Below are 22,502 nucleotides of genomic sequence, written 5' to 3'. Positions count from 1 at the left end.
TGCGTGACGGCGGCGAGCGAGACCGTGGTGGAGCCCAGGCAGTGGCTGCGCGGCGACGGCGTGCTCGCGGCCGCGATGGTCATGGTCGCCGTCCAGCTCGTCTGGAAGTTCGACCTGGTCCGCAGGACGTACTTCAGGCAGGACGACTTCACCTTCATCGCCCGCGGCCTGGAGAACGGCCTGACCTGGGACTACCTCATGCGCGCCGACTACGGGCACCTGATGCCCGGCCCGTTCGGCGCGCACTGGGCGATGGGCCGCCTCGGCGTCTACAACGACGTGCTGATGCACGTGGTCACCATCGTGCTCATGGGCGCGGCCGCGCTGGCCCTGCTGCGCCTGCTCTTCATCCTGTACGGCTCCCGCCCCGCCATCCTGATCCCCTTCGCCTTCTACCTGCTCACCCCGATGACGATCTCGTCGCTGTCCTGGTGGGCCGTGGTGATCGAGACCCTCCCGTTCCAGGTCGCCCTGCCGATGGCCCTGGGCGCGCACGTCCTGTACGTACGCACGCGGCGCTTGCGTCACGCCCTGGCCGCCGCCGGCTGGACCGTCTTCGCCATGGTGTTCTTCGTCAAGGCGCCGTTCATCCCGGTCCTGGCCTTCGTGATCACCGCGGGCTGGCTCGGCGGCATCAGGAAGTGGCAGTGGCCGGCCTGGGCCCTGTACGCCGCGATCGTGGCCGGGTACGCGGCGATCCTGTTCCCGGCCGTGTTCACCTCCGTGCAGCTCACCAACGACACGGTCCAGCCCAGCCTGCCCCCGCTCGCCGTGGCGGCGGCGTTCGCCTGGCGGTTGTTCTCCGGCTCGCTGGTGGCCTCCTCCCTGGGCGGCCCCTGGCGCTGGCACCCGATCGGCGACGACTACGCCATCGCCGCCACCCCCGACGCCGCCGTCTGGGCCGGGCTCGGCGCGGCCGCGCTGGTCGTGGCGCTGACCATCCGTTTCCGGCGGCGCGCGTGGCTGGCCTGGCTCATGCTGCTCGGCTACTTCCTGCTGGCCGACGTCGTCCCCGTCATGATCGGCAGAATCGAGCAGCTCGGGCCCGACCTCGGCGGCTTCGAGCTGCGCTACATCGCGCCCACGGCCTCGCTGATGGCCGTCGTGGTGGCGCTGGCCTTCATCCCGCGCGAGGGCGAGCGCCCGCTGCGGATCGTGTGGATCCCGCTGGCCGCCGTCTTCGCCGCGGGTTCGATCTGGTCCATCACCCAGTACACGCGCCTGCCCCTCGGCGAGAACGTCAAGTCCTACATCGAGACCGGCCGCGTCGCCCTCCGCAGGGCGCCCGCCGGCCTCGTCGTCCTGGACACCCACGTCCCCGCCAAGGTCGTCTACCCGATCTTCTTCTACGACTACGCGCTGGCCTCCAAGGTCCTCGGCCCGATCGCCGGCCGCCCGGTCACCTGGGTCCGGCAGCTCGACGGACCGCTGCGCGACCTGATGACCTTCGACGAGCGCGGACGGCTGCGCCCGGTCAGCATCGAGGGCCTGACCGTCCCGCCCGGAGCCGCCTGCCGCCCGATCGGCTCCGCCCCGGAACGTTTCCGCCTCCCGCTCCCCCTGCCGCAGGGCGCCTGGACCGTGCAGGTCAGCTACCTCAACCCACGCCCCGCCCGGCTGACCATCGGCCTCGGCACCGGATCGGCCGCCGCGCAGACGGGCAAGGACCTCGGCTGGACGTACGCCACGGTGAAGGGCAGCGGACAGGAGCTGACCATCGCCTCCCCCGACGGCGCCCGCCCCTGTGTGGGCGAGATCAGGGTCGGCGTGCCCATGCCGGCCAAGACCGGCAGCCCTATCCCCCTGCAGCCGGTCACCCCCTGACGTTCCCGAATCGGCGAACCTGTAGCCGTCCACCAAGATCAGTAAATAAGATCAAGTCACATGTCATTCCTTCAGAAGAGCCGCCGAACCGCCGCGGGGGTCGTCGCCGGCACCCTCTTCCTGAGCCTCACCACGATGCCCGCGCGGGCCGCGGAGAGCGGGAACGTCGCCCGCTTCCTCCAGCAGGCCATGGACCGGGCGCGCTTCCAGGAGGTGCTCGACCTGGCCCCGCCGGGTTCGTCCCAGGCGCGCGTGCTCGCCGCCTCCGCCGAGGAGAAGGAGGCCACGCCGCCCGGGGACTACGCCCGCCTGTTCGCCTCGGCCGATCCCAAGCCGATCGCGCAGCAGCCGCAGCTCGACGTCACGGTCCTCGAACTCGACCGCCATGGCAGGCCGTTGTCGTCCGGCACCGTCCTGATGAGCCCGCAGCATCCGCGCGGGGTCGTCGTCCCCGTCGACAGAAACTTCCACACCAACGCCGTGCGCTGGCGCCAGTGGGACGACAACGGCTGGTACGCCAACCAGGGCAAGGGCACCATCGACATCGTCCCGGGCCGTGAGCAGGCGCCCATCGACTTCATGTCGCCCTACCCGGCCTCCGTGCTGAAGCTGATGGTCGCCTTCGGCGTGCTGCGCCTGGTCGACAAGGGCACCATCGCGCTGGCCGACACCTACGACTACCGTCCCACCGAGACCAGTTCCCTGTGCCAGGGCGACACCAGCAACACGGTCGCCAACTACCTCGAAGCCTCTCTCACCTCCTCCAACAACCCCGCCACCTGCGCGCTCGTCAAGCTTCTGCACGACAAGGGCGCCGTCGACGAGCTCAACCAGACCTTCCAGAGCCTCGGCCTGGAGACGCTGCAGTTCAAGAACACCAACCCGGCCACCGGCGGGCGCTGGTCCAACCCCGTCACCATGAGCTCGCTCGACACCGCCAAGCTGCTCGCCCTGGTCAACGGCCTGCCCGGCAGGGCCTGGACGACTCCGGGCGGCAAGCCGGTGACCGAGGCCGTGCTGAGCGCGTCCTCCCGCCAGGTGTTCAAGCGGCACCTCGCCGCCCAGGGCTGGAACGACATGCTCTCCTCGGCCAACCGGTGCGGCGGCGCGTACCCGGCCGCGGGCATCCCGCACGCCGTCGCGGACCGCTGGATCGGCGCCGACGGGACCGTGACCGTCGCCGGCAACAAGTTCGGCCGCGACGTACGCCCCTGCAACGCCAAGGCGGAGGTGACCTACTCCCACAAGACCGGCTGGGTCGGCAACTCCGGCGCCGACGCCGGCATCGTCAGGTCGCTGCCCGGCGAGGACGGCAGGCACTACATCGTCGTCGCCCTGACCAACCTCGGCACCCAGTACGTGGACGCGCACCGTCCGCCCGCCGAGCCCGGCCTCTTCCCCGTGACCTACACGGAGAAGCTCGCGAAGCTCGGCCGCGCGGTGGACGCCTACGAAGCCGACCGGTGGTCGCGCCGCTGAACCACCTCGGGTACGGCCCGGCGGGGCCGTACCCGAACTCCCGGCTAGCGGCCCGGCTCGGGGTCGCGTGGGAGGCCGAGCATGCGCTCGCCGATGATGTTCAGCTGCACCTCGGTGGTGCCGCCGTAGATGGTCATGGCCCTGGTGGCCAGGACGGCGCGGTTCCAGTAGCCGGCGTCGCCGAGCTTCATGTCGGCGGCGATCACGGCCTGGGCGCCGAGCAGGCCGACCGCGGTCTCCGAGACGTGCTGCGCGTGGGAGGTGGACAGCAGCTTGCGCACCGACGCGTCGGCGCCGGGTTCGCCTCCGGCCAGCTGCTTGAGCGTGACCCGCAGGGAGAGCGCGTTGATCGAGTGCCCCTCGCAGATGACGCCGGCGAGCTCCACGGCCTCGACCGGGGTGAGCTCGCGGCCCAGGCGGGAGGTCAGGCCCAGCAGGTCGGACACGGACGAGCCGGTCCCGCCCGAGCCGGAGGACAGCGAGACACGCTCGTTGGACAGCGTGTTGCGCGCCACCCGCCAGCCGTTGTCGACCTCGCCGACCACCAGGTCGTCGGGGACGAAGACGTCGTCGAGGAAGACCTCGTTGAACAGGTTCTCGCCGGTCATCTCCGTCAGCGGCCGGACCGTGACGCCCGCGCCCTTCATGTCGACGAGGAAGTAGGTGATGCCGTCGTGCTTGGGCTTGGACGGGTCGGTACGCGCGATGCAGATGCCCCATTCGGCCACATGCGCGACTGAGGTCCAGATCTTCTGGCCGTTCAGGCGCCAGCCGCTCTCGACCTTCTCCGCCTTCATCTGCACGTTGGCCAGGTCGGAGCCGGCGCCGGGCTCGGAGAACAGCTGGCACCAGATCATCTCGCCGCTGAGCGTCTTGGGCAGGAAGCGCTCCTGCTGCTCGGGCGTGCCGTACGTGGCGATGGAGGGCACCACCCACGCACCGATGATCATCTGCGGCAGTCTGACCTTGGCGGCCTTGAGCTCCTGCTGGATGAGCACCTGCTCCAGCGGCTTGGCCGCGCGGCCCCACGGCTTGGGCAGGTGGGACATCACGAAGCCCTGGCCGGCCAGCGCCCGCTTCTGCTCCTGTCCCTCCAGCTTCGCCAGCTCGGCGATCTCGGCGCGGATCGCGGCGCGCAGCTCCTCCGCGCCCTCGGGCAGGTCGATCTCCATCTCGCGGGTGACGCCCTGCAGCGCCAGCGCGGTGACCGAGGCGGCCCATTCGGCGCTCGGGCCGAGCAGCGCGCGCAGGGTGAGCGCCCGGCGGTAGTACAGGTGGGCGTCGTGCTCGAAGGTGTAGCCGATGCCGCCGAAGGTCTGGATCGCGTCCTTGGCGCACTGGACGGCGGCGTCCGGGGCCATGACGCCGGCGATCGCGGCGGCGTACTCCAGCTCGCGGCCCTCCGCGCGGGTGGCGTCCCACACGGTCGCCCTGGCCTGCTCCAGCGCCACCAGCATGCGCGAGAGCTTGTGCTTGATGCCCTGGAACTGACCGATCGGCCGGCCGAACTGCTCGCGTACCTTCGCGTAGCCGGAGGCGGCCCGCACACACCACGACGCGAGTCCCGTGGCCTCGGCGCCCAGCAGGATGGCGGCGAGGTTGAGCACGTCGGGCCCCTCGACCCCGTCCAGAACCCGCTCAGCCGGTACGGCTGCCGCCGCCACCTCCACCTTGGCCACCGAGCGCGTGATGTCCAGCGACCTGACGGCCGTCACCGTGGCCGCGGAGGCGTCGAGCGCGATCCATTCCTCGCCGTCACCGGTGGACACCGGCAGGACCAGGATGTCGGCCATCGCGCCGCCCAGGACGGGCTCGGCCGTACCGGAGACGACGAGGGAGCCGTCGGCGGCGCGCTCGCCCGTCAGCGCGGAGGCGAGCGCGACGGCGCCGGTCAGCGTGCCGTCGGCCAGGCCAGACAGCAGTCCGTGCTGCTTGGAGGCGTGGATGACCGCGCCGGCCAGCACCGTCGGTACGTACGGCCCCGGCGCCATCCGCTCGGCCAGCGCCTCGACCGCGACGGCGGCCTCCAGCAGCCCGTAGCCGGAGCCGCCGTACTCCTCGGGCAGGTGCAGGCCCAGCAGCCCCTGCTCGGCCAGCCCCGGCCAGAACGCGGGGCGTTCCTCTGTGCCGGACCGCAGCAGCTCGGCGGGGATGTTGCGCTCCGCCCAGCCGGTGACAGACTCGCGGAGCGCCTCGTGCTCCTCGCTCAACCCGATCGCCATTACTCATCCTCCAGCGCGTCCCATGCCATGGCAGAACCATATTCTAGAGGATGCTTCTGTCTATAGCGGGCGCACACCTTTCAGAAGTGTCGTCAGATCGCGCCACTGCGTCTTGCGGCCGTCGGCGACGGTCGCCAGCATCATCGCGGGCTTCGTCTTGCCCACCTCGACCACGGCCACCACCGCCTGCGAGGACTTGGCCCCGTAGGTGACCTGGTAGCCGAGCAGCCAGCCCTTGCCCGTGGCCAGCGGCTGCGAGCCCGTCCAGCCCAGCGTCGACCCCGCCGGGAACTGCGTGCGCAGCGACCAGCGCGCCGCCCGCACCGCCAGCTCGCGGTAGCCGGACTCGTCCTTGGGCTTGGTCTTGGGTGCCTCGATCGGGTACTTCGCCGAAACGATCATCGTGTACGGCCGCGCCACCTTGCCGATCCGCTGGGCCACGGTGTACGGCGCGTACGACTTGGACTGCCACGGCGTGCCCAGCCTGGGATACACGATGCCCGTCTTGGTGTCGGCCACCAGGCCGATCACGACCGCGGCCTTGCCCTTGTACGCGGGGAAGGCCTTGGCCTCCGGAGCCGGAGGAAGGGCGAGCTCGGACGGGGAGGCCCCGGCCAGGCTGGCGGTCGAGGTGGCCCTGGCCGGGTTCGCGTCGGGGGTGTCGCCGGAGAAGACGACGAAGATGAGCAGGAGGGCGACGATCGTGGCGATGACGGCGCCGACCATGTAGACGACCCGGAAGGGGATCTCGCTGATGCCCCGCTTGGGCGGGGGCGGGATCATCGGCATGCGCGGCGGCGACACGCGCGGCACGGTCACCGTCTCGACCGCGGCCTTGGACTTCTCGACCGCGGCCCCGGGCTTCTCGACCGGCCTTTCCACGGGCATCGCCGCGGGCTTCACCGGCTTCGCGGCAGCCTTTTCCGCGGGCTTCGCGGCAGCCTTTCCCGAAGGCTTCGCAGCAGACTTCGCGGCGGGCTTTTCCGCGGGCTTCGCGGCGGGCCTGATGACGGGGCGCCGGACGTAGGCCGTCGTGGTGTCGTCGACCTCGGGTTCTGGTTCCGGATCAGGTGCGGGCTCGTCGGGCAGGACGATCCTGGGCATCTGCACGGTGTCGTCGGGCTCGACGTCGGCGGGCACGACCACCCGCTGAAAGGGGGTGGTCGGAGCATCGTAAGAGGGCACTTGGTCGCCGACGTCCGCCATGACGTCGAGGCTAGACGAGATTGAGACTATTCCCGGGACAGAATCTAATTCTGTAGTGTCGCCTGACATGAGGGGCTTTTACGAGATCGCCGCCGCCGACCCCGGCCGTCCCGCCCTGCTGGGAGAGGAGCCGACCACCTACGGCGCCCTGCACGAACGCGCCAACCGCTTCTCCCACGGCCTTCGCGCAGAAGGCGTGGACCGGGGCGACGCCGTCGTCAGCGTCCTGCGCAACGGCCTCGACGCCCTGACCATGATGCTGGCCACCTACCAGATCGGCGCCTACCACGTGCCGGTCAACTGGCACTACACCGACGAGGAGATCGACTACATCATCGCCGACTGCGGCGCGGGCGCCGTCTTCCGCGGCCCGATCGGCGACCGCTTCGACGCCCTGCCCGGCACCACGCCCCGGCACCGCAGGGCCGGATCGATGATGCTCTACACCTCCGGCACCACCGGCCGCCCCAAAGGCGTGCGCAGGCGGCTGCTCGACCTCACGCCCGAGGACCTCCACCCGATCCTGATGCGCAAGAGCTGGCGGCACTTCGGCCTGCCCGCCGACGGCGTGCACCTGGTCTGCTCGCAGCTCTACCACTCGGCCCCCTACGGCCAGGTCATGATGGCCCTGCAGTACGGCCACGCGATCGTGGCCCCGGACCGCTTCGACGCCGAGGACACGTTGCGCCTGGTCCAGGAGCACCGGGTGACGAACGCCTTCATGGTCCCGACCATGTTCCACCGGCTGCTGGCCGTACCGGATCGGGAGAAGTACGACCTGTCCTCGCTCACCCACCTCTACCACGGCGCGGCCCCCTGCCCGCCCGCGACCAAGCAGGCGATGATCGACTGGCTGGGACCTGTGCTGTGGGAGTACTACGGCTCCACCGAGGCGGCGGTCGCCACGATGGTCTCCTCGCGGGAGTGGCAGGAGCGCCCCGGCACGGTCGGCCGCGCGCTGGACGGGATGTCGTTCGCGATCGTGGACGAGGATGGCCGCGAGGCCGCTCCCGGCGCGCCCGGCCTGGTGTACATCGACGGCATCAACCGCTTCGAGTACCACGGCGATCCCGAGAAGACCGCCGCGGCCATGCGCGAGCGCGCCTACACGCCCGGCGACATCGGCTACGTGGACGAGGACGGCTACCTCTTCCTGCTCGACCGCAGAACCGACCTGATCATCTCCGGCGGCGTCAACATCTACCCGGCCGAGATCGAAGCGGCGCTCCTGGAACATCCCGCGGTGGCCGACGTGGCCGTGATCGGCGTGCCCGACCCCGAATGGGGGCACAAGGTCGTGGCACTCGTCCAGCCCGTACCCGGCGCGACCCCGGACGACGAACTGACCGCCGCGCTGCTGGCCCACTGCGAACCCCGGCTGGCCCGGCTCAAGCATCCCCGGCTCATCGAGTACCGGACATCTCTCCCCAGAACCCCCACCGGCAAGCTCAGCAGGAGCGACGTCAGAAAAGAGTATCTTTCCGCCTGACCTGGGAAGATACTCCCGTATGAGGTTGATCGCGGCGGGTCTCGCCGTCGTTCTGGCCGCCGGGTGCGGCGCGTCCACACCACAGGGCACGGGTACGGCCACGCCGTCCGGCAGCCCGTCCGGCGGCGCCCCTCAGGCCGCCCAGGGCACCCGCGAGCTGGAATCCGGATACGAGCAGATCATCACCCAGGTGCTGCCGTCCATCGTGCAGATCACCACCAAGGTGGGGCTGGGCTCCGGCATCGTGTACGACGCCTCCGGCCACGTGGTGACCAACGCCCACGTCGTCGGCCAGGCCACCGAGATGGAAGTATCCCTGGCCACCGGCGGCACCCCGCGCAAGGCCAAGCTCGTCTCGTCGTTCCCGGCGGGCGACCTCGCGGTGATCAAGGTGGAGGACGCGAACGGGCTGAAGCCCGCCACGTTCGGCGACTCCTCCAAGCTGCGCGTGGGCCAGCTCGTCCTGGCCATGGGCAACCCGCTCGGCCTGTCGGGCAGCGTCACCCAGGGCATCGTCTCGGCGCTCGGCCGCACGGTCAGCGAGCCGCAGAACCCGGGCTCACCCGGCGCGACGATCGCCGGAGCCATCCAGACCTCGGCCGCGATCAACCCCGGCAACAGCGGCGGCGCGCTGGTGGACATGAGCGGCCAGGTGATCGGCATCCCGACGCTCGCGGCCACCGACCCGGAGCTCGGCGGTGGCGCCGCGCCAGGCATCGGCTTCGCCATCCCGAGCAACACCGCCGCCGACATCGCGGGCCAGATCGTCAAGAGCGGCAAGGTCACCAACAGCCACCGCGCGGCACTCGGCCTCAGGGGCCGTACGGTCCTGGGCGAGAACGGGCAGCCCGTGGGCGTCGCGGTGGCCGGGGTGGAGCCCGGCGGCGCGGCGGCGAAGGCGGGCATCGACACCGGCGACGTGATCGTCTCCCTCAACGGCAAGCCCACGCCCACCATGTCTGACTTGTCGGAGATCCTCACCACCCTCAAGCCGGGCGACCAGGTCAAGGTCGAGGTCATCCGACCAGACGGAACGACCGAGACCGTAACCGCCACCCTGGGCGAACTCAAGGCCTAACAACCACGACCCCGGCCGCGCGGTGGACCCGCGTGCCAGGCGTGGGCGCCGCGTGTGGGCGCCGCGTGTGGACGCCGCGTGTGGACGCCGCGTGTGGACGCCGCGTGTGGGCGCCGCGGGGCGGCGTGGGCGCCGCTGGATGTGGTGGCGGGGTGGCCGGGGTGGGGTTGGGGTCGCCGGACGGTGGCGGGCGTGCTCACTGCGTGGTCTTGACGGTGAAGACGATCTCGACGCGGCGGTTCTTGGCCCGGTTCTTCTGCTGGGGGCGGCCGTTGATCGTGTTGGGGAGTCTTGGGCGGGCTTCGCCGTACCCCCTGACCTCGAAGGTCACGCCGGCCAACCCGCCCTGGATGGCTTGGCGGACGGCCTGGGCGCGGCGCTGGGACAGGGTGAGGTTGTAGGCGTCCAGGCCCTGGTCGTCGGTGTGGCCCTCGATCTTGACCACGCCGCCGGCGCCCTCCGAGCGGATCTTGCCGGCCACGGACCCCAGGCGCTGCCTGGCCTTGGCGGTCAGCACCCACTTGTCCAGCGCGAACAGGACGTCGCTGGTCAGCGCGACGCGTACCTCGTCGCCCCGCTTGGTCTCGCTCTGGACTCCGTCCAGGGACTCGGTCTCGGGGAGGATGTCCTCCACCGGGAAGACCAGGTCCTCGACCGGGAGCGTGGCGGTGTCCGGCGGCGGGGTCGGGGACAGCGCGATCAGCAGGGCGGCGGCGATGCTAGGAGACAGGGACATCGTTGAACACTCCGAGATCCGCCATCTCGACGTTGACCTTGGTGATGTCGGTGGGCGGGGCGCCGTAGACGGCGTACATCTCCAGGCCGCCGCCGGGCTTGAGGTGCTGGTTGACCCGGCTGCAGACGCAGGCCGCGTCCTCACCGGCGCCGTTGCGGGCCACCCGGTAGCGCTTGCCGTTGACCGGGTCGATCAGGGAGACGGCCGAGGTGGTGTAGTCGAGGACGTCGCTACCGAGGTTCGCGCCCACGTACCAGCTGCCGTCGGTGTCGAGGTTGGTGACCGTCCAGGTCAGCGTGACGATCTTGCCCGAGCGCTTGAGCTGGGTGATGTCGATGCGCAGGGTGTTGTCGTCATGCTTGATCTTCCGGCTGGTGATCGCCGTCAGCTCTCCGGCCGATGGTGACGCCTCCGTCGGCTCCGCCGTGGGAGTGCCGGTGGCGGCCGGGGGCGTGGACGGCTGGGCGACCGCCTGCTTCTCCTCGCCGCCCGTTCCCTGCCGGTCCTGGCCGGGCAGCATCCCGCAACTGGCCAGGGCGGGGAGCACCAGCAGCAGGGCGAGCTTGTTCCGCATCGTCATGTCACCTTTCTAGGAGGGCGACATTCAGGATCCGTATAGCCCGCGACGCCGCCGCGCCTCCCGCGCCAGCCCTTCCGCTTCGGTGAGGCCACGCTGATCGCTGAGCAGGACAAACTCTCCCATAGCACGCTCAAGCCCCTCAACCGCCTCATCCACCTCATCGAGGTCGAGATGTGCCTCGGCCATGGCGAGCAGGGCCTGTCCCGCGCCTTTGCGGTCGCCGAACGTCTGGAAGATCTCCAGCGCGGCGGCCGCGGCCCGGGGATCCGGCCGGCCTTCGGCCCGCGAGATCCCGGCCAGGACCAGAAGCCCGGCCGCCTCCGGCAGCCGGTCACCCAGCCGCCTGTTGATCCGCAGGCGGCGCTCCGCGCACTCACGCGCCGCCGGTAGCCTGCGCGCCGACAGGTGCAGGTTCGCCAGGTCGAGCAGCGCCTCGGCCTCGCCGCGCGGATCGCCCAGCGCCAGGTATCCGGCCAGGCTCTCCTCCAGCAGCCCCCGGTCGCCCTTCAGCGCGCCGAGCGCGCGCAGCGTGTCGGTCCTGCCGCGCTGGTCTCCCGCCTGCTCGAAGACGGCCAGACAGCGGGCGTACGCGCGCTCGTCACCCGTCACCAGCCCGAGCCTGAGCGTGACCCGGGCCAGTTCCAGCCCTTCGACCAGCGGCTGGGCGGCACGCAGCGCGGCAGCGGCGGCCTGCGGGTTGCCCTCGATCCGGTGCAGGTCGGCCAGGCCGCGCAGCAGCAGAGCCTCGCCCTGCCGCTGACCGGCCGCCCTGGCCGCGTCCAGGCCGGTGGCCGTGGTCTGGTGCCAGTCGTCGTGATGGGCGCCCAGCTCGTAGAACGGCGCCAGGTAGAAGGCCAGCCGCCAGGCGGCCTCGTGCAGCCCGGCGGTGTGGAAGTCGGCCACGCACGCGGACAGAAACCGTCGCTCCGACCGCAGCCATCCCGCCGACTCGCGCAGCAGCGTGGTCTCCGGCACCCGCTCCTCGGTCCGCGCGACGGTCCGGCCGGAACCGGGCTCGGCGGGCAGCAGCAGTTGCCTGGCCCGTCTGGCCCGGTCGAGGATCTCCCCCGCCACTCCGGCCAGCACCTCGCGGCCCTCGGCGGCCAGGAGTTCGGCGGCGTAGAGGCGGGTGAGGTCGTGCCAGCCGTAGCGCTCCTGGCCGGACTCGTCGAGGCCGCGCGACCGCAGCAGTCCCGCCTCGGCCAGTGCCTCCAGGTCGCCGAACACCCACGGCGCGAAGTCCGGCGCCGACAGCGCGCCCAAACGGCGAAACAGCGTACGCTCCCGCTCGGCCAGCCCGTCGTACCCCAGCGCGAGACTCCCCCTCACCGCCAGGTCGCCCGCGCTCAGCTCGTCCAGGCGGCGCCGCGAGTCGCTCAGGCGGCCGGCCAGGTGCTCAAGCGTCCAGCCGGGCTTCCTGGCCAGGCGGGATCCGGCCACGCGCAGGGCGAGCGGCAGGTGCCCGCACAGCAGCGCGATCCTGGCCGCCGCCTGCGGCTCCGCCGTGACCCGCTGCCGTCCGGCGACGACCGCGAGCAGGTCGAGCGCCTCCCGCGGGGAGAGCACGCCCAGCTCCATGGCCCGGGACGCCTCCAGCCCCGACAGCGGCGAGCGGCTCGTGACCAGCGTCATGCTCCCGGCGCCCGTGGGCAGCAGCGGGCGTACCTGGGACTCGTCTGAAGCGTCGTCGAGCACGACGAGCAGCCGCCGCGACGCCGTCATACTCCGATAAAGCCGGATCCGCTCGGTCGGCGCGGCCGGAACCGCGCCCTCAGGACACCCGAGCGAGCGCAGCAGATCCTCCAGCACGGCCCCCGGCGCACGCTCGCGCAACGTCGCGAACAGCACGCCGCCGGTGAACGCGCCGCCCGCCGACGCCGCGGCGTGCACGGCGACCGCGGTCTTCCCGCACCCCGGCGCCCCGTGCACCACCAGGTGAACCGGCGCGCCGCCCGCCGCGGGCACCGCCTCGCCGATCCACCGCAGCTCCTCCGCCCGCCCGGTGAAGTCGGCGATGTCGGGCGGCGTCTCGTTGGGCACCGGCACGAACGGCTCCCGCCCGGCCAGCACGTCCGCGTGCGCCTGCCGCAGGTCCGCGCCCGGCTCCAGGCCGAGCTCGTCCACGAGCACCCGCCGGGCCTCCTGATAGGCCTCCAGCGCCTCGGAACGCCGCCCCGCCAGCCGCAGCGCCGTGATCAGCTGCGCCCAGGCTCGCTCACGCAGCGGGTAGGCGCCGACCAGCGCCCGCAGCTCGCCGACCACCTCGCCGCCGCGCCCGAGCCGCAGGTCCAGCTCCACGCGCTCTTCGAGCGCCCGCAACCGAAGCTCCTCCAGCGGTACGGCATGCGCCCGCCGCAACTGACCGGAATCCACGTCCGCCAGCGCCGGCCCGCGCCACATCTCGAGCGCCGCCCGCAGCTGATCGGCCGCCTGGGCCAGGCTCCCCGCCTCCCTGGCCCGACGCCCCCGCTCCACCAGCCGCTCGAACCGGTGCCAGTCGACCCGCTCCGGCTCGACCGCCAGCAGATAACCACCGGGAACCGTCTGAATCCCGTCAACGACCTTGCGCAACGCGCTCACGTACACGCGCAGCACCGACTCGGCCGACGCGGGCGGCTCGCCGTCCCACACGAGCGCCAGGAGCCGCTCGATCGGCACCATCCGGCCGGGCGACAGCAGCAACGCGGCCAGCAGCGCACGATGCTTGGCGGGACCGGGCGGCGGCGCGCCGTCCGGGAGCATGAGCGGCCCCAGTACTCCGAAGGCCACGGCGTCGCTCACGGCTCGACCGGCTCCAGCGTGAACGCGCTGAACCGCACCCGCATCGCCCGCTCACCGGAGGGCGCCGCGTGCACGCCCGCCACCGTGTTCAGGTACGCCTGGTTCGTGTCGCTCACCTCGCCCACCTTGCGGCCGTTGACCCACATGCCCAGGGCCGCCTTGCCGCCGTCCCGGGTGCAGCGGGCGGTGACGCGGGTCTCGGTGGTGGTCCTGACGCGGGCGGGGCCGTACAGGATGGCGGGTTCCGCTCCCGCGCGACGCTTGACGATCGTGGCCTGCCCCGACGCGCTCACCGAGAACTCGTAGCGGTCGCCCGCCCGTTCCGTCCCGTGGCACCACACGCCGAACTCGCCCGCGCCCTCCTCGACCTCCGCCCGCGCGCTGACGGTGACTCCCCCCTCGGGCTCCTCCCGGGGCGCCGACTTCCACAGCCGCCACCCCGGCTTGGCCGTCAGCACGTACGCCGTGCCGTCCACCCGCGCCTCGCCGCCCTGCGAAGCCCCCACCGCCCAGGCCTCGCCGAAGCCCGCCTGATACGGCCACCTCTCCCCCAGCACAGCCGGTACGGCTACCGCCGCCCCACCCGCGACCAGCACCGCCAGCCCACCGGCCAGCCACCACCACTTCCGTCGCCCACGCCGGACCGGCGGCTCCTGTTCCGGGCCCACCGGAACCGTCCACGTACGCTCCACCACCTGACTGGCCTCGGCCGGAGCCGAGCGCCGCGTCCCGACCAGCGCGTCCAGCAACTGCTGGGCCGTGGGCCGCGCGGCGGGGTCCTTGGCCAGCGCCCACTCCACGAGCCCGCGCATCCGCTCGTCGAGCCCGTCGAGGTTCGGCCCCTCGTTGACGATCCGGTACAGCACTTCGTGCGGCGCGCCACCGCCGAACGGCAGCCGCCCCGTCCCGGCGAACGCGATCACCCCGCCCCACGCGTAGACGTCGGCGGCGGGCGTCACCGGCTCGGCCCGTACCTGCTCGGGTGCCATGAACGCGGGCGTCCCCAGCACGGTCTGGCTGACCAGGCTCTGCGCGTCCACGAGCTGGGCGATGCCGAAGTCGATCACCCTGGGCCCGAGCGGTGACAGCAGCACGTTGGACGGCTTGAGGTCGCGGTGGACGACTCCGGCCCCGTGGATCGCGCTCAGCGCCGTCGCGATGCCGACCGCGAGCGCCTCCAGGTTCGAGCCGCCGAACGCCCCCTGGTCCCGTACGGCGGCGGCCAGATCCGGGCCCTTCACGTACTCGGTGACCAGGTAGGCCGTCTCCCCGTCCAGCCCGGCGTCGATGACCGGAGCCGTGCAGAACCGGGCGACCCTGCGCGCCGCGGCGACCTCCCGCTCGAAGCGCCGCCGGAACGCCGCCTCCCTGGCGAGCTGCGGATGGATCACCTTCACCGCCGCCATGCCGCCCGTGGGCCCGGTGGCCAGGTAGACCTCGCCCATGCCGCCCCGGCCGAGCAACCGCCGCAGCGTGTACCCGCCCACCACCCGTTCCGTACCGTTCATCGCAGGACACACATTAGCCAGATACCGCTTTTCCCGGACGCTTCGCACATGCCAGACTGCCCGCTGGGCAGCCCGGACACCGGCGAGGAGGGACTCCGATGGGCTTGAACGTCGAGAGCCGGCCATCCGACTCGCCCTACATCGATCGGGTATGGCGCAGCCGCAGCTCAGACGTGGCGCGGATGATGTCCGTCGCGGCGGCCCGCTGGGACCTCGTCTTCTGGGAGCACCGGGGCCAGGTCTGCGGCGCCGTACAGGGCCCGGAGACGCGGGCGCGCGCGGCACCCGTCCCCGAGGACGCGACGTTCTTCGGCATCACCTTCTCCCTCGGCACCGCGATGCCCCACCTGCCCATCGACCGGCTCGTCGACAACTCCGCGACGATCCCCGGCACCACCGGCAGCTCGTTCTGGCTGAAGGGCTCGACCTGGTGCCTGCCCGGCTACGACGACGCCGAGGCGTTCGTCGGGCGGCTGGTCCGCGAGGACGTCCTGGCCCGCGACCCCATCGTCGCCGCCGCGCTCGACGGCGCACGCCCGGAGGTCTCGGACCGCACGCTCCAACGACGGTTCCTGGCGGCCACCGGCCTGACCCGCGGCGCCGTACGCCAGATCGACCGCGCGAGGCACGCGGCGATCCTTCTGCGGGAAGGCCGGCCGGCCCAGGACGTGGTCCACCGGCTCGGCTACTTCGACCAGCCCCACCTGGCCCGCTCGCTGACCCGCTTCATCGGCCGGACCGCCACGCAACTGACCGACCCGCCTTCGCCGGAGCCGCTGTCGCTTCTGTACAAGACCTGACCGCCCGTTCCGTCCTACCCTCCCACTCGTATCGAACGACCTAAGGAGCACCGCTATGGCGAGGATCATCTCCAGTTTCTTCATCTCCCTGGACGGTGTCGTCGAGTCGCCCGACCAGTGGCACTTCCCGTACTGGAGCGATGAGATGGGCGCCGTGGTCATGGAGGGCATGGGCAACGCCGCCGGCTACCTCATGGGCCGCACGCTGTACGACGAGTGGTCCTCCTATTGGCCGACCGCCGAGGCCGACCCGGACGCCGGCAGGTCGCTCAACGAGAGCCGCAAGTGGGTCGTGTCCAACAGCCTCGAAAAGGCCGACTGGAACAACACCACGATCATCTCCGGCGACGTCGCCGCCAAGATCCGTGACCTCAAGGAGCAGACCGAGGGCGACATCCAGATGTCCGGCTCCGCGACCACGGTCCGGTGGCTCCTGGCCCAGGGGCTCCTGGACCAGCTGAACCTGCTCGTCCACCCCATCGTCGTCGGCCATGGCCGGCGCCTTTTCGAGGACACCCCGACCCACCCGCTGAAGCTCACCAACTCCGTGACCTTCGACAGCGGCGTCCTGAACCTCTCCTACGTCCCGGCTCCCGCCTGACTCAGGAGCTGTTCAGCGAGACGTTCCAGAAGGCGGCGTAGCGGCCGCCGCGGCGCAGTAGCTCGTCGTGGCCGCCCTCCTCCACGATCGCGCCGTCGTCGAGGAAGACGATGCGATCGGCGCGGCGGACGGTCCGCATCCGATGCGCCACCATCACCACGGTACGGCCGGCCATCAGGTGTTCGATCCCCTCATGGACGGCCGCCTCGTTCACCGGATCCAGGGCGGAGGTGACCTCGTCCAGCAGCACGATCGGCGCGTCCTTCAGCAGCGCCCGCGCGATCGAGACACGCTGGCGCTCGCCGCCCGACAGCAGCGCGCCGCCCTCGCCGACGTTCGTCGCCCAGCCGCCGGGCAGCCGCTCGATCACCTCGTCCAGCCGGGCGGCGGTGGCGGCGGCCCGCACGTCGGCGTCGTCGGCGCCGGGGCGGCCGAGCCGTACGTTCTCCTCGATCGTGCCGTCGAAGAGGTAGACGTCCTGGAAGACGATGGAGATCCGCTCCATCAGCGCCTCGGAGCTCATCGCGCGCACGTCCACGCCGCCCACCCGGACGGTGCCCGCGTCCACGTCGTAGAAGCGCGCGAGCAACTGCAGCAGCGTGCTCTTGCCCGCGCCCGACGGCCCGACCACGGCCAGCCGCTGTCCCTGCGGCACGGACAACGACACCTCGCCGAGCACCGTGCGCTCGCCGTGCCGGAAGGTGACCGACTCGAACGCCAGGTCGTGGCTGCGCGGCAGGACCGGTTCGCGGGGCTCCGGCAGCGGTTCGGTACGCAGCACCGCGTCGAGCCTGGCCAGCTCGGCACGCGCGCCGCGTACCTTGCCGCCGATGTCCGACAGCGACAGCAGCGGGTCGGCGCTGCGGGCGGCCAGCACCAGGATCGCCAGCACCTCCGCCACCCCGATGCCCCCGCCGAGCGCGAGGTAGGCGCCCAGGACCAGCAGCGCGGTGAACACCGCCTGCACGGTGATCGTCGTGGCCACCACGCCGGCCAGCGCCGACAGCACAGTACGGCGGGAGGCCCGCTGGAGTTCGCTCAGCGAGTCGTCCAGCAGCCGGAACCGTTCGTGGGTCCGGCCACCGGCGCGCAGCACCGGCTGGGCCTGCACGTACTCGATGACCCGCCCGGTCGCCTCGTGGCCGCGCTCCGCGGTCCGCGCGTCGGCGGCGGCCATCGAACGTCCCGACCAGACCTGGATCGCCGCCACGACCGGCACGGCGACCAGCGCGGCCAGCCCCATCTGCCAGTTGAAGGCGAGCATCACGGCCACGATCGTCAGCGGGGTCACCCCGGCCGCGATGAACGGCGACAGCAGGTGCGCGATCACGCTCATCGCCTGCAGCACGCCCTCACCGGCCAGGACCGACACCTGCCCGACGCGCCGGGCGTCGTACCAGCCGATGGGCAGCCGGGCCAGATGCCCGCCGAGCCGGTGGTACATGCCGCGCAACAGCGAGATCCCCATCCGGAACCCGGACAGATCACTGAAGTAGCGCAGGCCCGCGTAGAACGCGACCGCGACCCCGAACGCGACCAGCCAGGGCACGGCCTCCCCCGGCGTGCTCCCGAACAGCGCCCGCAGCACCGGGAACAGCAGCGCGTACGACAGCCCCTCGGCCACCGCGGTCGCCGTCATCAGGCCCACGGTGCGGCGCAACGGCCGGGCGTACTCGTCGCCCAGCACACGGATCAGCATGCGGATCATCAGCGTTCGTCTCCCTGCGGTGATCGGTGTGACTGCCAGAACGCGGCGAACCTGCCACCTCGCGCCAGCAGCTCGGCGGGCCTGCCGCGCTCGACGATCGCCCCGTCCTCCAGCAGGACGACGGTGTCGGCGTCGGCGACCGTCTCCAGGCGGTGGGCGATGACCAGGATCGTGCGCTCACCCGCCAGCCGGGCAAGGGCCTGGCGTACCGCCTGTTCGGTGTGCGGGTCGGCGAAGGAGGTCGCCTCGTCGAGCACGAGGACGGGCGTGTCGGCGAGCAGCGCGCGGGCCAGCGAGATCCGCTGCGCCTCGCCGCCCGACAGCTTCACGTCCTCGCCGATCACCGTGTCGTAGCCACGCGGCAGTTCGAGTACACGCTCGTGGATGTTGGCCATGCGCGCGGCGCGTATCACGTCGTCGAGATCGGCGTGCGGTACGGCCAGCGCGATGTTGTCCGCCACCGAGGCGCGCAGCAGGCGCACGTCCTGGAAGACGAAGGAGACCGACCGGTAGAGCTCCCGGCCGCCGAGTTCGCGCAGATCGACTCCGCCCAGCACGACCGACCCGTGGCTCGGGTCGAAGAACCGCGGCAGCAACTGGACCAGCGTGGACTTGCCGCCGCCCGACGGGCCGACGACGGCGGTGACCGTACCCGGCTCCAGGACCAGGTCGATCCCGCGCAGCACCTCGTGATCGTCGTCGTAGCCGAACCGGACGCCGCGCAGTTCCACCCGGGACCCCCGCGGCGCGACCGGGTGGGCGGGCTCGCGCAGCGACGGCACCGCGAGCACGTCCTTGATCCGCCCGACCGCGCGCTGGGCGGCCTGCATCTCGTCGAAGCCGTGGCCGAGGGCGGCCACCGGAGCGGTCAGTCCCAGCCCGAGCAGCAGGAACGGCAGCAGGTCCGCCGGTGCGAGACTCCCGGACGTGATCAGGAGCGTGCCGCCGATCAGCACCACCAGCAGCACGAACGGCGGCGACAACGCCACCTGCATGCCCGCGCCGATCCCGGAGATGCCGTAGACGAGCCGGGAGAAGATGCCGACGAACTCGTCCACCGCCGTCACGAACCTGCGGTGGGCCCGCCCGGAGCCGCCGAACGCCTTCACCACCGAGATCCCCTGCACGAACTCCACGACCGAGCTCGTGATCCGTCCCATGGCCGCGTCGAACGCCTTCTGCTCGCGCAGCCTGGCCGGGGTCATCATCAAGGGCACCAGCGCCAGGGCCAGCACGACCGGGATGAGCGTGATCAGCGTGAGCCGCCAGTCGACGGTGAACAGGTAGACGAGCGACACGAGCGGCACCACGAACGCGGAGACGAGCTCGCCCGGCGTGTGGGCGATGAACGGGTGCACGGCGCTCACGTCGTCGCCGACCACCTTGGCCAGCTCGCCGCTGTGGCGCCGGGAGAACCAGCCGATCGGCACCCGCCCCAGCCGCGCCGCCAGTTGCCGGCGGAACATCAGCTGCACCTGGCCGTCGACCAGGTGCCCGATCCCGGACGACGCGGACGTGAACAGCAGCCGGACGAACAACCCGGCCGCTCCCGCGATCACGACGGTCCAGACGTGGCCGTGGTCGAGCGGGCCGGGCGACAGCAGCGTACGGCCCAGCTCGACGACCGCCAGCAGCGGAGCCAGCCCCGCGACGGCACCGATGACCTGCAAGAGGACCACGGCGGCGAAACTCAGGGCATGGGGGCGCAGCAACCGCGCCATGCCGGGCGACTCGGTGGCGTTCATCGCTTCTCCAGGCGGCTGCCGCGCGGCAGGGTGACGGCCATGATGTTGCTCGGGATGTCCAGCTCGATGCGGTGCCAGCGTCCGCGCGGGACGACGGCCGCGGTTCCCGCGATCAGCCTGACCTCCTCCTCCCGCAGGCCGGGCCGTTCCGGACGCAGGTAGAGGCGGATCTTCCCGACGAGACAGGACACGAGCTCCTCGGCCTCGGGGTGGATCTCCCAGTGGTCGGCGTGGACGTCGGCGCCGGTCTTCGCGTGGAGGGTGGTCAGCCGCCAGCCGTCCTCGCCGGGGGTCCCGGCCTTGACCTGGCCGTCCTGGTGGAGATGGAGAGGGGAGGCGAACAAATCGATCGGGGTGATGGTCATGCCGGGACGACCTTCCTGCGCAGGACGGTGAGGGCGATGAGGACGGCGGCGGCCAGGAGCGCGGCGCAGACGGTCAGGCTGAGCGCGTAGCCGTCGGTGAGGGTCTGGGGCGTGAGGACCTGGCCGGTGCGGTGGTGTGCCACGGTGCCGAGGACGGCCAGCCCGAGCGAGGCGCCGATCTGGCGTGAGCTGTTGAGCAGGCCCGACGCGGTGCCGCTCTCGTGGGCCGCGACGCCGGTGGTGGCCGTGGAGACGATCGGCCCGAGGCAGAGCCCGAACCCGGCGCCGATCACGACCGACGGCGCCAGGACGTGGGTGAGGAAGGTACCGTCCGGGCTGATCAGCCCGAACCAGGCGAACCCGGCCCCGGTCAGCAGCGCGCCGGCGATCAGCAGCGTCCGCGGCGCGGCCCGGTAGCCGAACTTGACCGCGAGCACGGACCCGGCGATCACCGCGAGGGCCATCGGCAGGAACATGAGCCCGGTCAGCGCCGGCCCCGTCCCGAGCACGCGCTGGAGGTAGAGGGAGGCGAAGTAGAAGGACGCGGCCATGGCTCCGCCGATCAGCAGGCTGAACAGGTTCGCGCCGAGTACCGACCGGTTGGCGAACAGGCCGAGCCGGATCAGCGGCTCGCGCCGGGTGGTCAGCTCGACCCGCACGAACGCGATCAGCAGCGCGATCGCGACCGCGAGCGTCGTCACGGTGGCCGGCGAGGTCCACGCATGGTGTTCGGTACGCACGATGCCGAACACCAGCAGGGTCACGCCCGCCGTGGCCAGGACGGCCCCGAGCACGTCCGGACGACCCGTGCGAACCGGCGCCGGGCCCGCGGCGACACCCCTCCAGGCCAGGGCCAGCGCCCCCGCCGCCATCGGCACGTTCACGAACATCACCCAGCGCCAGCTCGCGTACTCGGTGAGCAGACCTCCGATCAGCACGCCGAGCGCACCGCCCGCGGCGTTGGTCGCGCTCCAGACGCCGAAGGCACGCACCCGCTCCCTGCCCCCGGGAAACGTCGTGGCCAGCAGCGACAACGCGGCCGGAGCCAGCGCGGCGGCCCCGACGCCCTGGGCGGCCCGCGCGGCGATCAGATGGCCGGGTTCCTGGGCGAAGCCGCCGATGAGCGAGGCGAGGCCGAACAGGCCGAGCCCCAGCAGAAGAACCTGTTTACGGCCATACCGGTCGGCCGCCTTGCCGCCGAGCAGGAGCAGCCCGCCGAAGGTGAGCGCGTAGGCGTGGATCACCCAGGTCAGTCCCACCGTGCCGAAGCCGAGGCCGGCCGCGATCTGCGGGAGTCCGACGTTGACCACCGACAGGTCCAGCGACACCATGAACTGCACGACCGCCACCGTCGCCAGCGTGGACCCCGTGCGTGTGCCGACCAATATCGTCATGCCCGCAATCGTGGTCGAGCCGCAGCTCAGGGGCGTCGTACCCGTGAAGTCAATTGCCGCTACCGCCCCCGCATCAGCGACCTGCCCGACTACGACGCCGGGAGTAGTCCGGTCCTATCCGCCGTGGGAGGCCGCCGAAAGGTCCTGCCCGTCGGCCCAGGTCTTGAGCCGGTCGGCATAGACCTGCCGGATCATCGGATAGAAGCCCTGCCCGAAGAGCACCCGCAGGGGCGGACTGGCCGAGTCGACGATCGTGAGCAGCGTCTGCGCGGCGGCGGCCGGATCCCCGGCGGGCTGGTCTTTCGTCACACTCGCCAGGCTCTGCCGCAGGCCGTCATAGGCCGGGTTGACCTCCGCCATGAACCCGTTGTCGAGCGGGTCGGGATTCTTCCCGTCCCTGGTGGCGAACCCGGCGGGCTCGATCACGGTCACCTTGATCCCGAACCCCGCGACCTCACGGGCCAGGGTCTCGTTGAGCGCTTCGAGAGCCCACTTGGAGGCCTGGTACGCGCCCCCGAGCGGCATGGCGACCAGCCCGGCCACCGACGACAGCTGGACGATGTTCCCCGAACCCTGCTCGCGCAGGTGGGGCAGCACCGCCTGGAGAACCCAGACCGCCCCGAACAGGTTCGTCTCGAACTGGTCGCGCAGTTCCCGCTCGGTCAGCTCCTCGATCGCGCCGATCTGGGCGTATCCGGCATTGTTCACGACGACGTCGAGCCGCCCGAAGCGGTCCTTGGCCAGCTTCACGCTCTCGAACACCGCGGCCTTGTCGGTCACGTCGAGCTCCAGCGGAAGCACCGCGTCGCCGTAGGCGGCGACCAGCCCGTCAAGGCTTGCGGCGTTCCGGGCGGTAGCGGCCACCTTGTCCCCGCGCGCCAGGGCCGCCTCGACGAAGTTACGGCCCAAGCCGCGCGACGAACCCGTGACGAACCAGACCTTGCTCATGATGTCTTCCCGTTCCTACGTTGTCGGCTGCACTCACC

General features: G+C 71.7%; 17 protein-coding genes. 6 read left to right on the top strand and 11 right to left on the bottom strand.

Annotated features, from left to right (window positions below; translation table 11 throughout):
* The first annotated feature begins 3 nt into the window (after positions 1-3).
* Together ACIBKY_RS04060 and ACIBKY_RS04055 are read left to right on the top strand one after the other, a co-directional pair.
* Positions 4-1,824: a hypothetical protein gene (locus tag ACIBKY_RS04060; RefSeq protein WP_397094234.1), complete on the top strand. Its 1,821-nt coding sequence runs from the start codon at positions 4-6 to the stop codon at positions 1,822-1,824.
* A 60-nt stretch (positions 1,825-1,884) separates the two neighbouring features.
* A complete protein-coding gene (locus tag ACIBKY_RS04055; protein WP_397094233.1) occupies positions 1,885-3,303 on the top strand; it encodes a serine hydrolase in 1,419 nt (472 codons plus the stop codon).
* Between the two features lie 44 nt (positions 3,304-3,347).
* Here ACIBKY_RS04055 and ACIBKY_RS04050 read toward each other — a convergent pair whose 3' ends face one another.
* Positions 3,348-5,525, bottom strand: a complete 2,178-nt coding sequence (locus ACIBKY_RS04050) for an acyl-CoA dehydrogenase (protein WP_397094231.1) — start codon at positions 5,523-5,525, stop codon at positions 3,348-3,350.
* 60 nt (positions 5,526-5,585) lie between these two features.
* Positions 5,586-6,731, bottom strand: coding sequence for a hypothetical protein (locus tag ACIBKY_RS04045; RefSeq protein WP_397094230.1), 1,146 nt, complete (start codon positions 6,729-6,731; stop codon positions 5,586-5,588).
* A gap of 67 nt (positions 6,732-6,798) precedes the next feature.
* Between ACIBKY_RS04045 and ACIBKY_RS04040 the strand changes: the two genes are divergently transcribed.
* Positions 6,799-8,220, top strand: coding sequence for an AMP-binding protein (locus tag ACIBKY_RS04040; protein ID WP_397094229.1), 1,422 nt, complete (start codon positions 6,799-6,801; stop codon positions 8,218-8,220).
* A 19-nt stretch (positions 8,221-8,239) separates the two neighbouring features.
* A complete protein-coding gene (locus ACIBKY_RS04035) occupies positions 8,240-9,298 on the top strand; it encodes a S1C family serine protease (protein ID WP_397094228.1) in 1,059 nt (352 codons plus the stop codon).
* Positions 9,299-9,494: 196 nt separating this feature from the next.
* Here ACIBKY_RS04035 and ACIBKY_RS04030 read toward each other — a convergent pair whose 3' ends face one another.
* The 4 genes from ACIBKY_RS04030 to ACIBKY_RS04015 are packed head-to-tail and all read right to left on the bottom strand — an operon-like array spanning position 9,495 to position 14,903.
* The gene (locus tag ACIBKY_RS04030; protein WP_397094226.1) at positions 9,495-10,034 is read right to left on the bottom strand and encodes an OmpA family protein; all 540 of its coding nucleotides are present in this window, start codon (positions 10,032-10,034) and stop codon (positions 9,495-9,497) included.
* On the bottom strand, positions 10,018-10,614 hold the full coding sequence (locus ACIBKY_RS04025; protein ID WP_397094224.1) for a hypothetical protein: 597 nt from the start codon (positions 10,612-10,614) through the stop codon (positions 10,018-10,020). The genes ACIBKY_RS04030 and ACIBKY_RS04025 overlap by 17 nt, the downstream gene beginning before the upstream one ends.
* 24 nt (positions 10,615-10,638) lie before the next feature.
* Complete coding sequence (locus tag ACIBKY_RS04020) at positions 10,639-13,395, bottom strand: BTAD domain-containing putative transcriptional regulator (RefSeq protein ID WP_397094222.1); 2,757 nt, start codon at positions 13,393-13,395, stop codon at positions 10,639-10,641.
* The gene (locus ACIBKY_RS04015; RefSeq protein ID WP_397094220.1) at positions 13,392-14,903 is read right to left on the bottom strand and encodes a serine/threonine-protein kinase; all 1,512 of its coding nucleotides are present in this window, start codon (positions 14,901-14,903) and stop codon (positions 13,392-13,394) included. The genes ACIBKY_RS04020 and ACIBKY_RS04015 overlap by 4 nt, the downstream gene beginning before the upstream one ends.
* Positions 14,904-15,001: 98 nt before the next feature.
* Between ACIBKY_RS04015 and ACIBKY_RS04010 the strand changes: the two genes are divergently transcribed.
* Complete coding sequence (locus tag ACIBKY_RS04010) at positions 15,002-15,703, top strand: helix-turn-helix domain-containing protein (protein WP_397094219.1); 702 nt, start codon at positions 15,002-15,004, stop codon at positions 15,701-15,703.
* Positions 15,704-15,758: 55 nt separating this feature from the next.
* On the top strand, positions 15,759-16,304 hold the full coding sequence (locus ACIBKY_RS04005) for a dihydrofolate reductase family protein (RefSeq protein ID WP_397094218.1): 546 nt from the start codon (positions 15,759-15,761) through the stop codon (positions 16,302-16,304).
* A 1-nt stretch (position 16,305) separates the two neighbouring features.
* Here ACIBKY_RS04005 and ACIBKY_RS04000 read toward each other — a convergent pair whose 3' ends face one another.
* The 5 genes from ACIBKY_RS04000 to ACIBKY_RS03980 form a co-directional block, all read right to left on the bottom strand.
* Entirely contained in the window at positions 16,306-18,012 is a 1,707-nt protein-coding gene (locus ACIBKY_RS04000; protein WP_397094216.1) for an ABC transporter ATP-binding protein, read from the bottom strand.
* Positions 18,012-19,757: an ABC transporter ATP-binding protein gene (locus tag ACIBKY_RS03995; RefSeq protein WP_397094215.1), complete on the bottom strand. Its 1,746-nt coding sequence runs from the start codon at positions 19,755-19,757 to the stop codon at positions 18,012-18,014. The genes ACIBKY_RS04000 and ACIBKY_RS03995 overlap by 1 nt, the downstream gene beginning before the upstream one ends.
* Positions 19,754-20,122, bottom strand: a complete 369-nt coding sequence (locus ACIBKY_RS03990; RefSeq protein ID WP_397094213.1) for a cupin — start codon at positions 20,120-20,122, stop codon at positions 19,754-19,756. The genes ACIBKY_RS03995 and ACIBKY_RS03990 overlap by 4 nt, the downstream gene beginning before the upstream one ends.
* Positions 20,119-21,516, bottom strand: coding sequence for an MFS transporter (locus tag ACIBKY_RS03985; protein WP_397094211.1), 1,398 nt, complete (start codon positions 21,514-21,516; stop codon positions 20,119-20,121). Before ACIBKY_RS03985 ends, ACIBKY_RS03990 begins: the two co-directional genes overlap by 4 nt.
* A 114-nt stretch (positions 21,517-21,630) precedes the next feature.
* The gene (locus ACIBKY_RS03980; protein ID WP_397094209.1) at positions 21,631-22,464 is read right to left on the bottom strand and encodes an SDR family NAD(P)-dependent oxidoreductase; all 834 of its coding nucleotides are present in this window, start codon (positions 22,462-22,464) and stop codon (positions 21,631-21,633) included.
* Positions 22,465-22,502: the final 38 nt, after the last annotated feature.

The sequence above is a fragment of the Nonomuraea sp. NPDC050394 genome, assembly GCF_044459065.1.
GTDB lineage: Bacteria > Actinomycetota > Actinomycetes > Streptosporangiales > Streptosporangiaceae > Nonomuraea.
The sequence above is the reverse complement of the archived record's forward strand: the minus strand, read 5'-3'. Positions and strand labels throughout refer to the sequence as shown.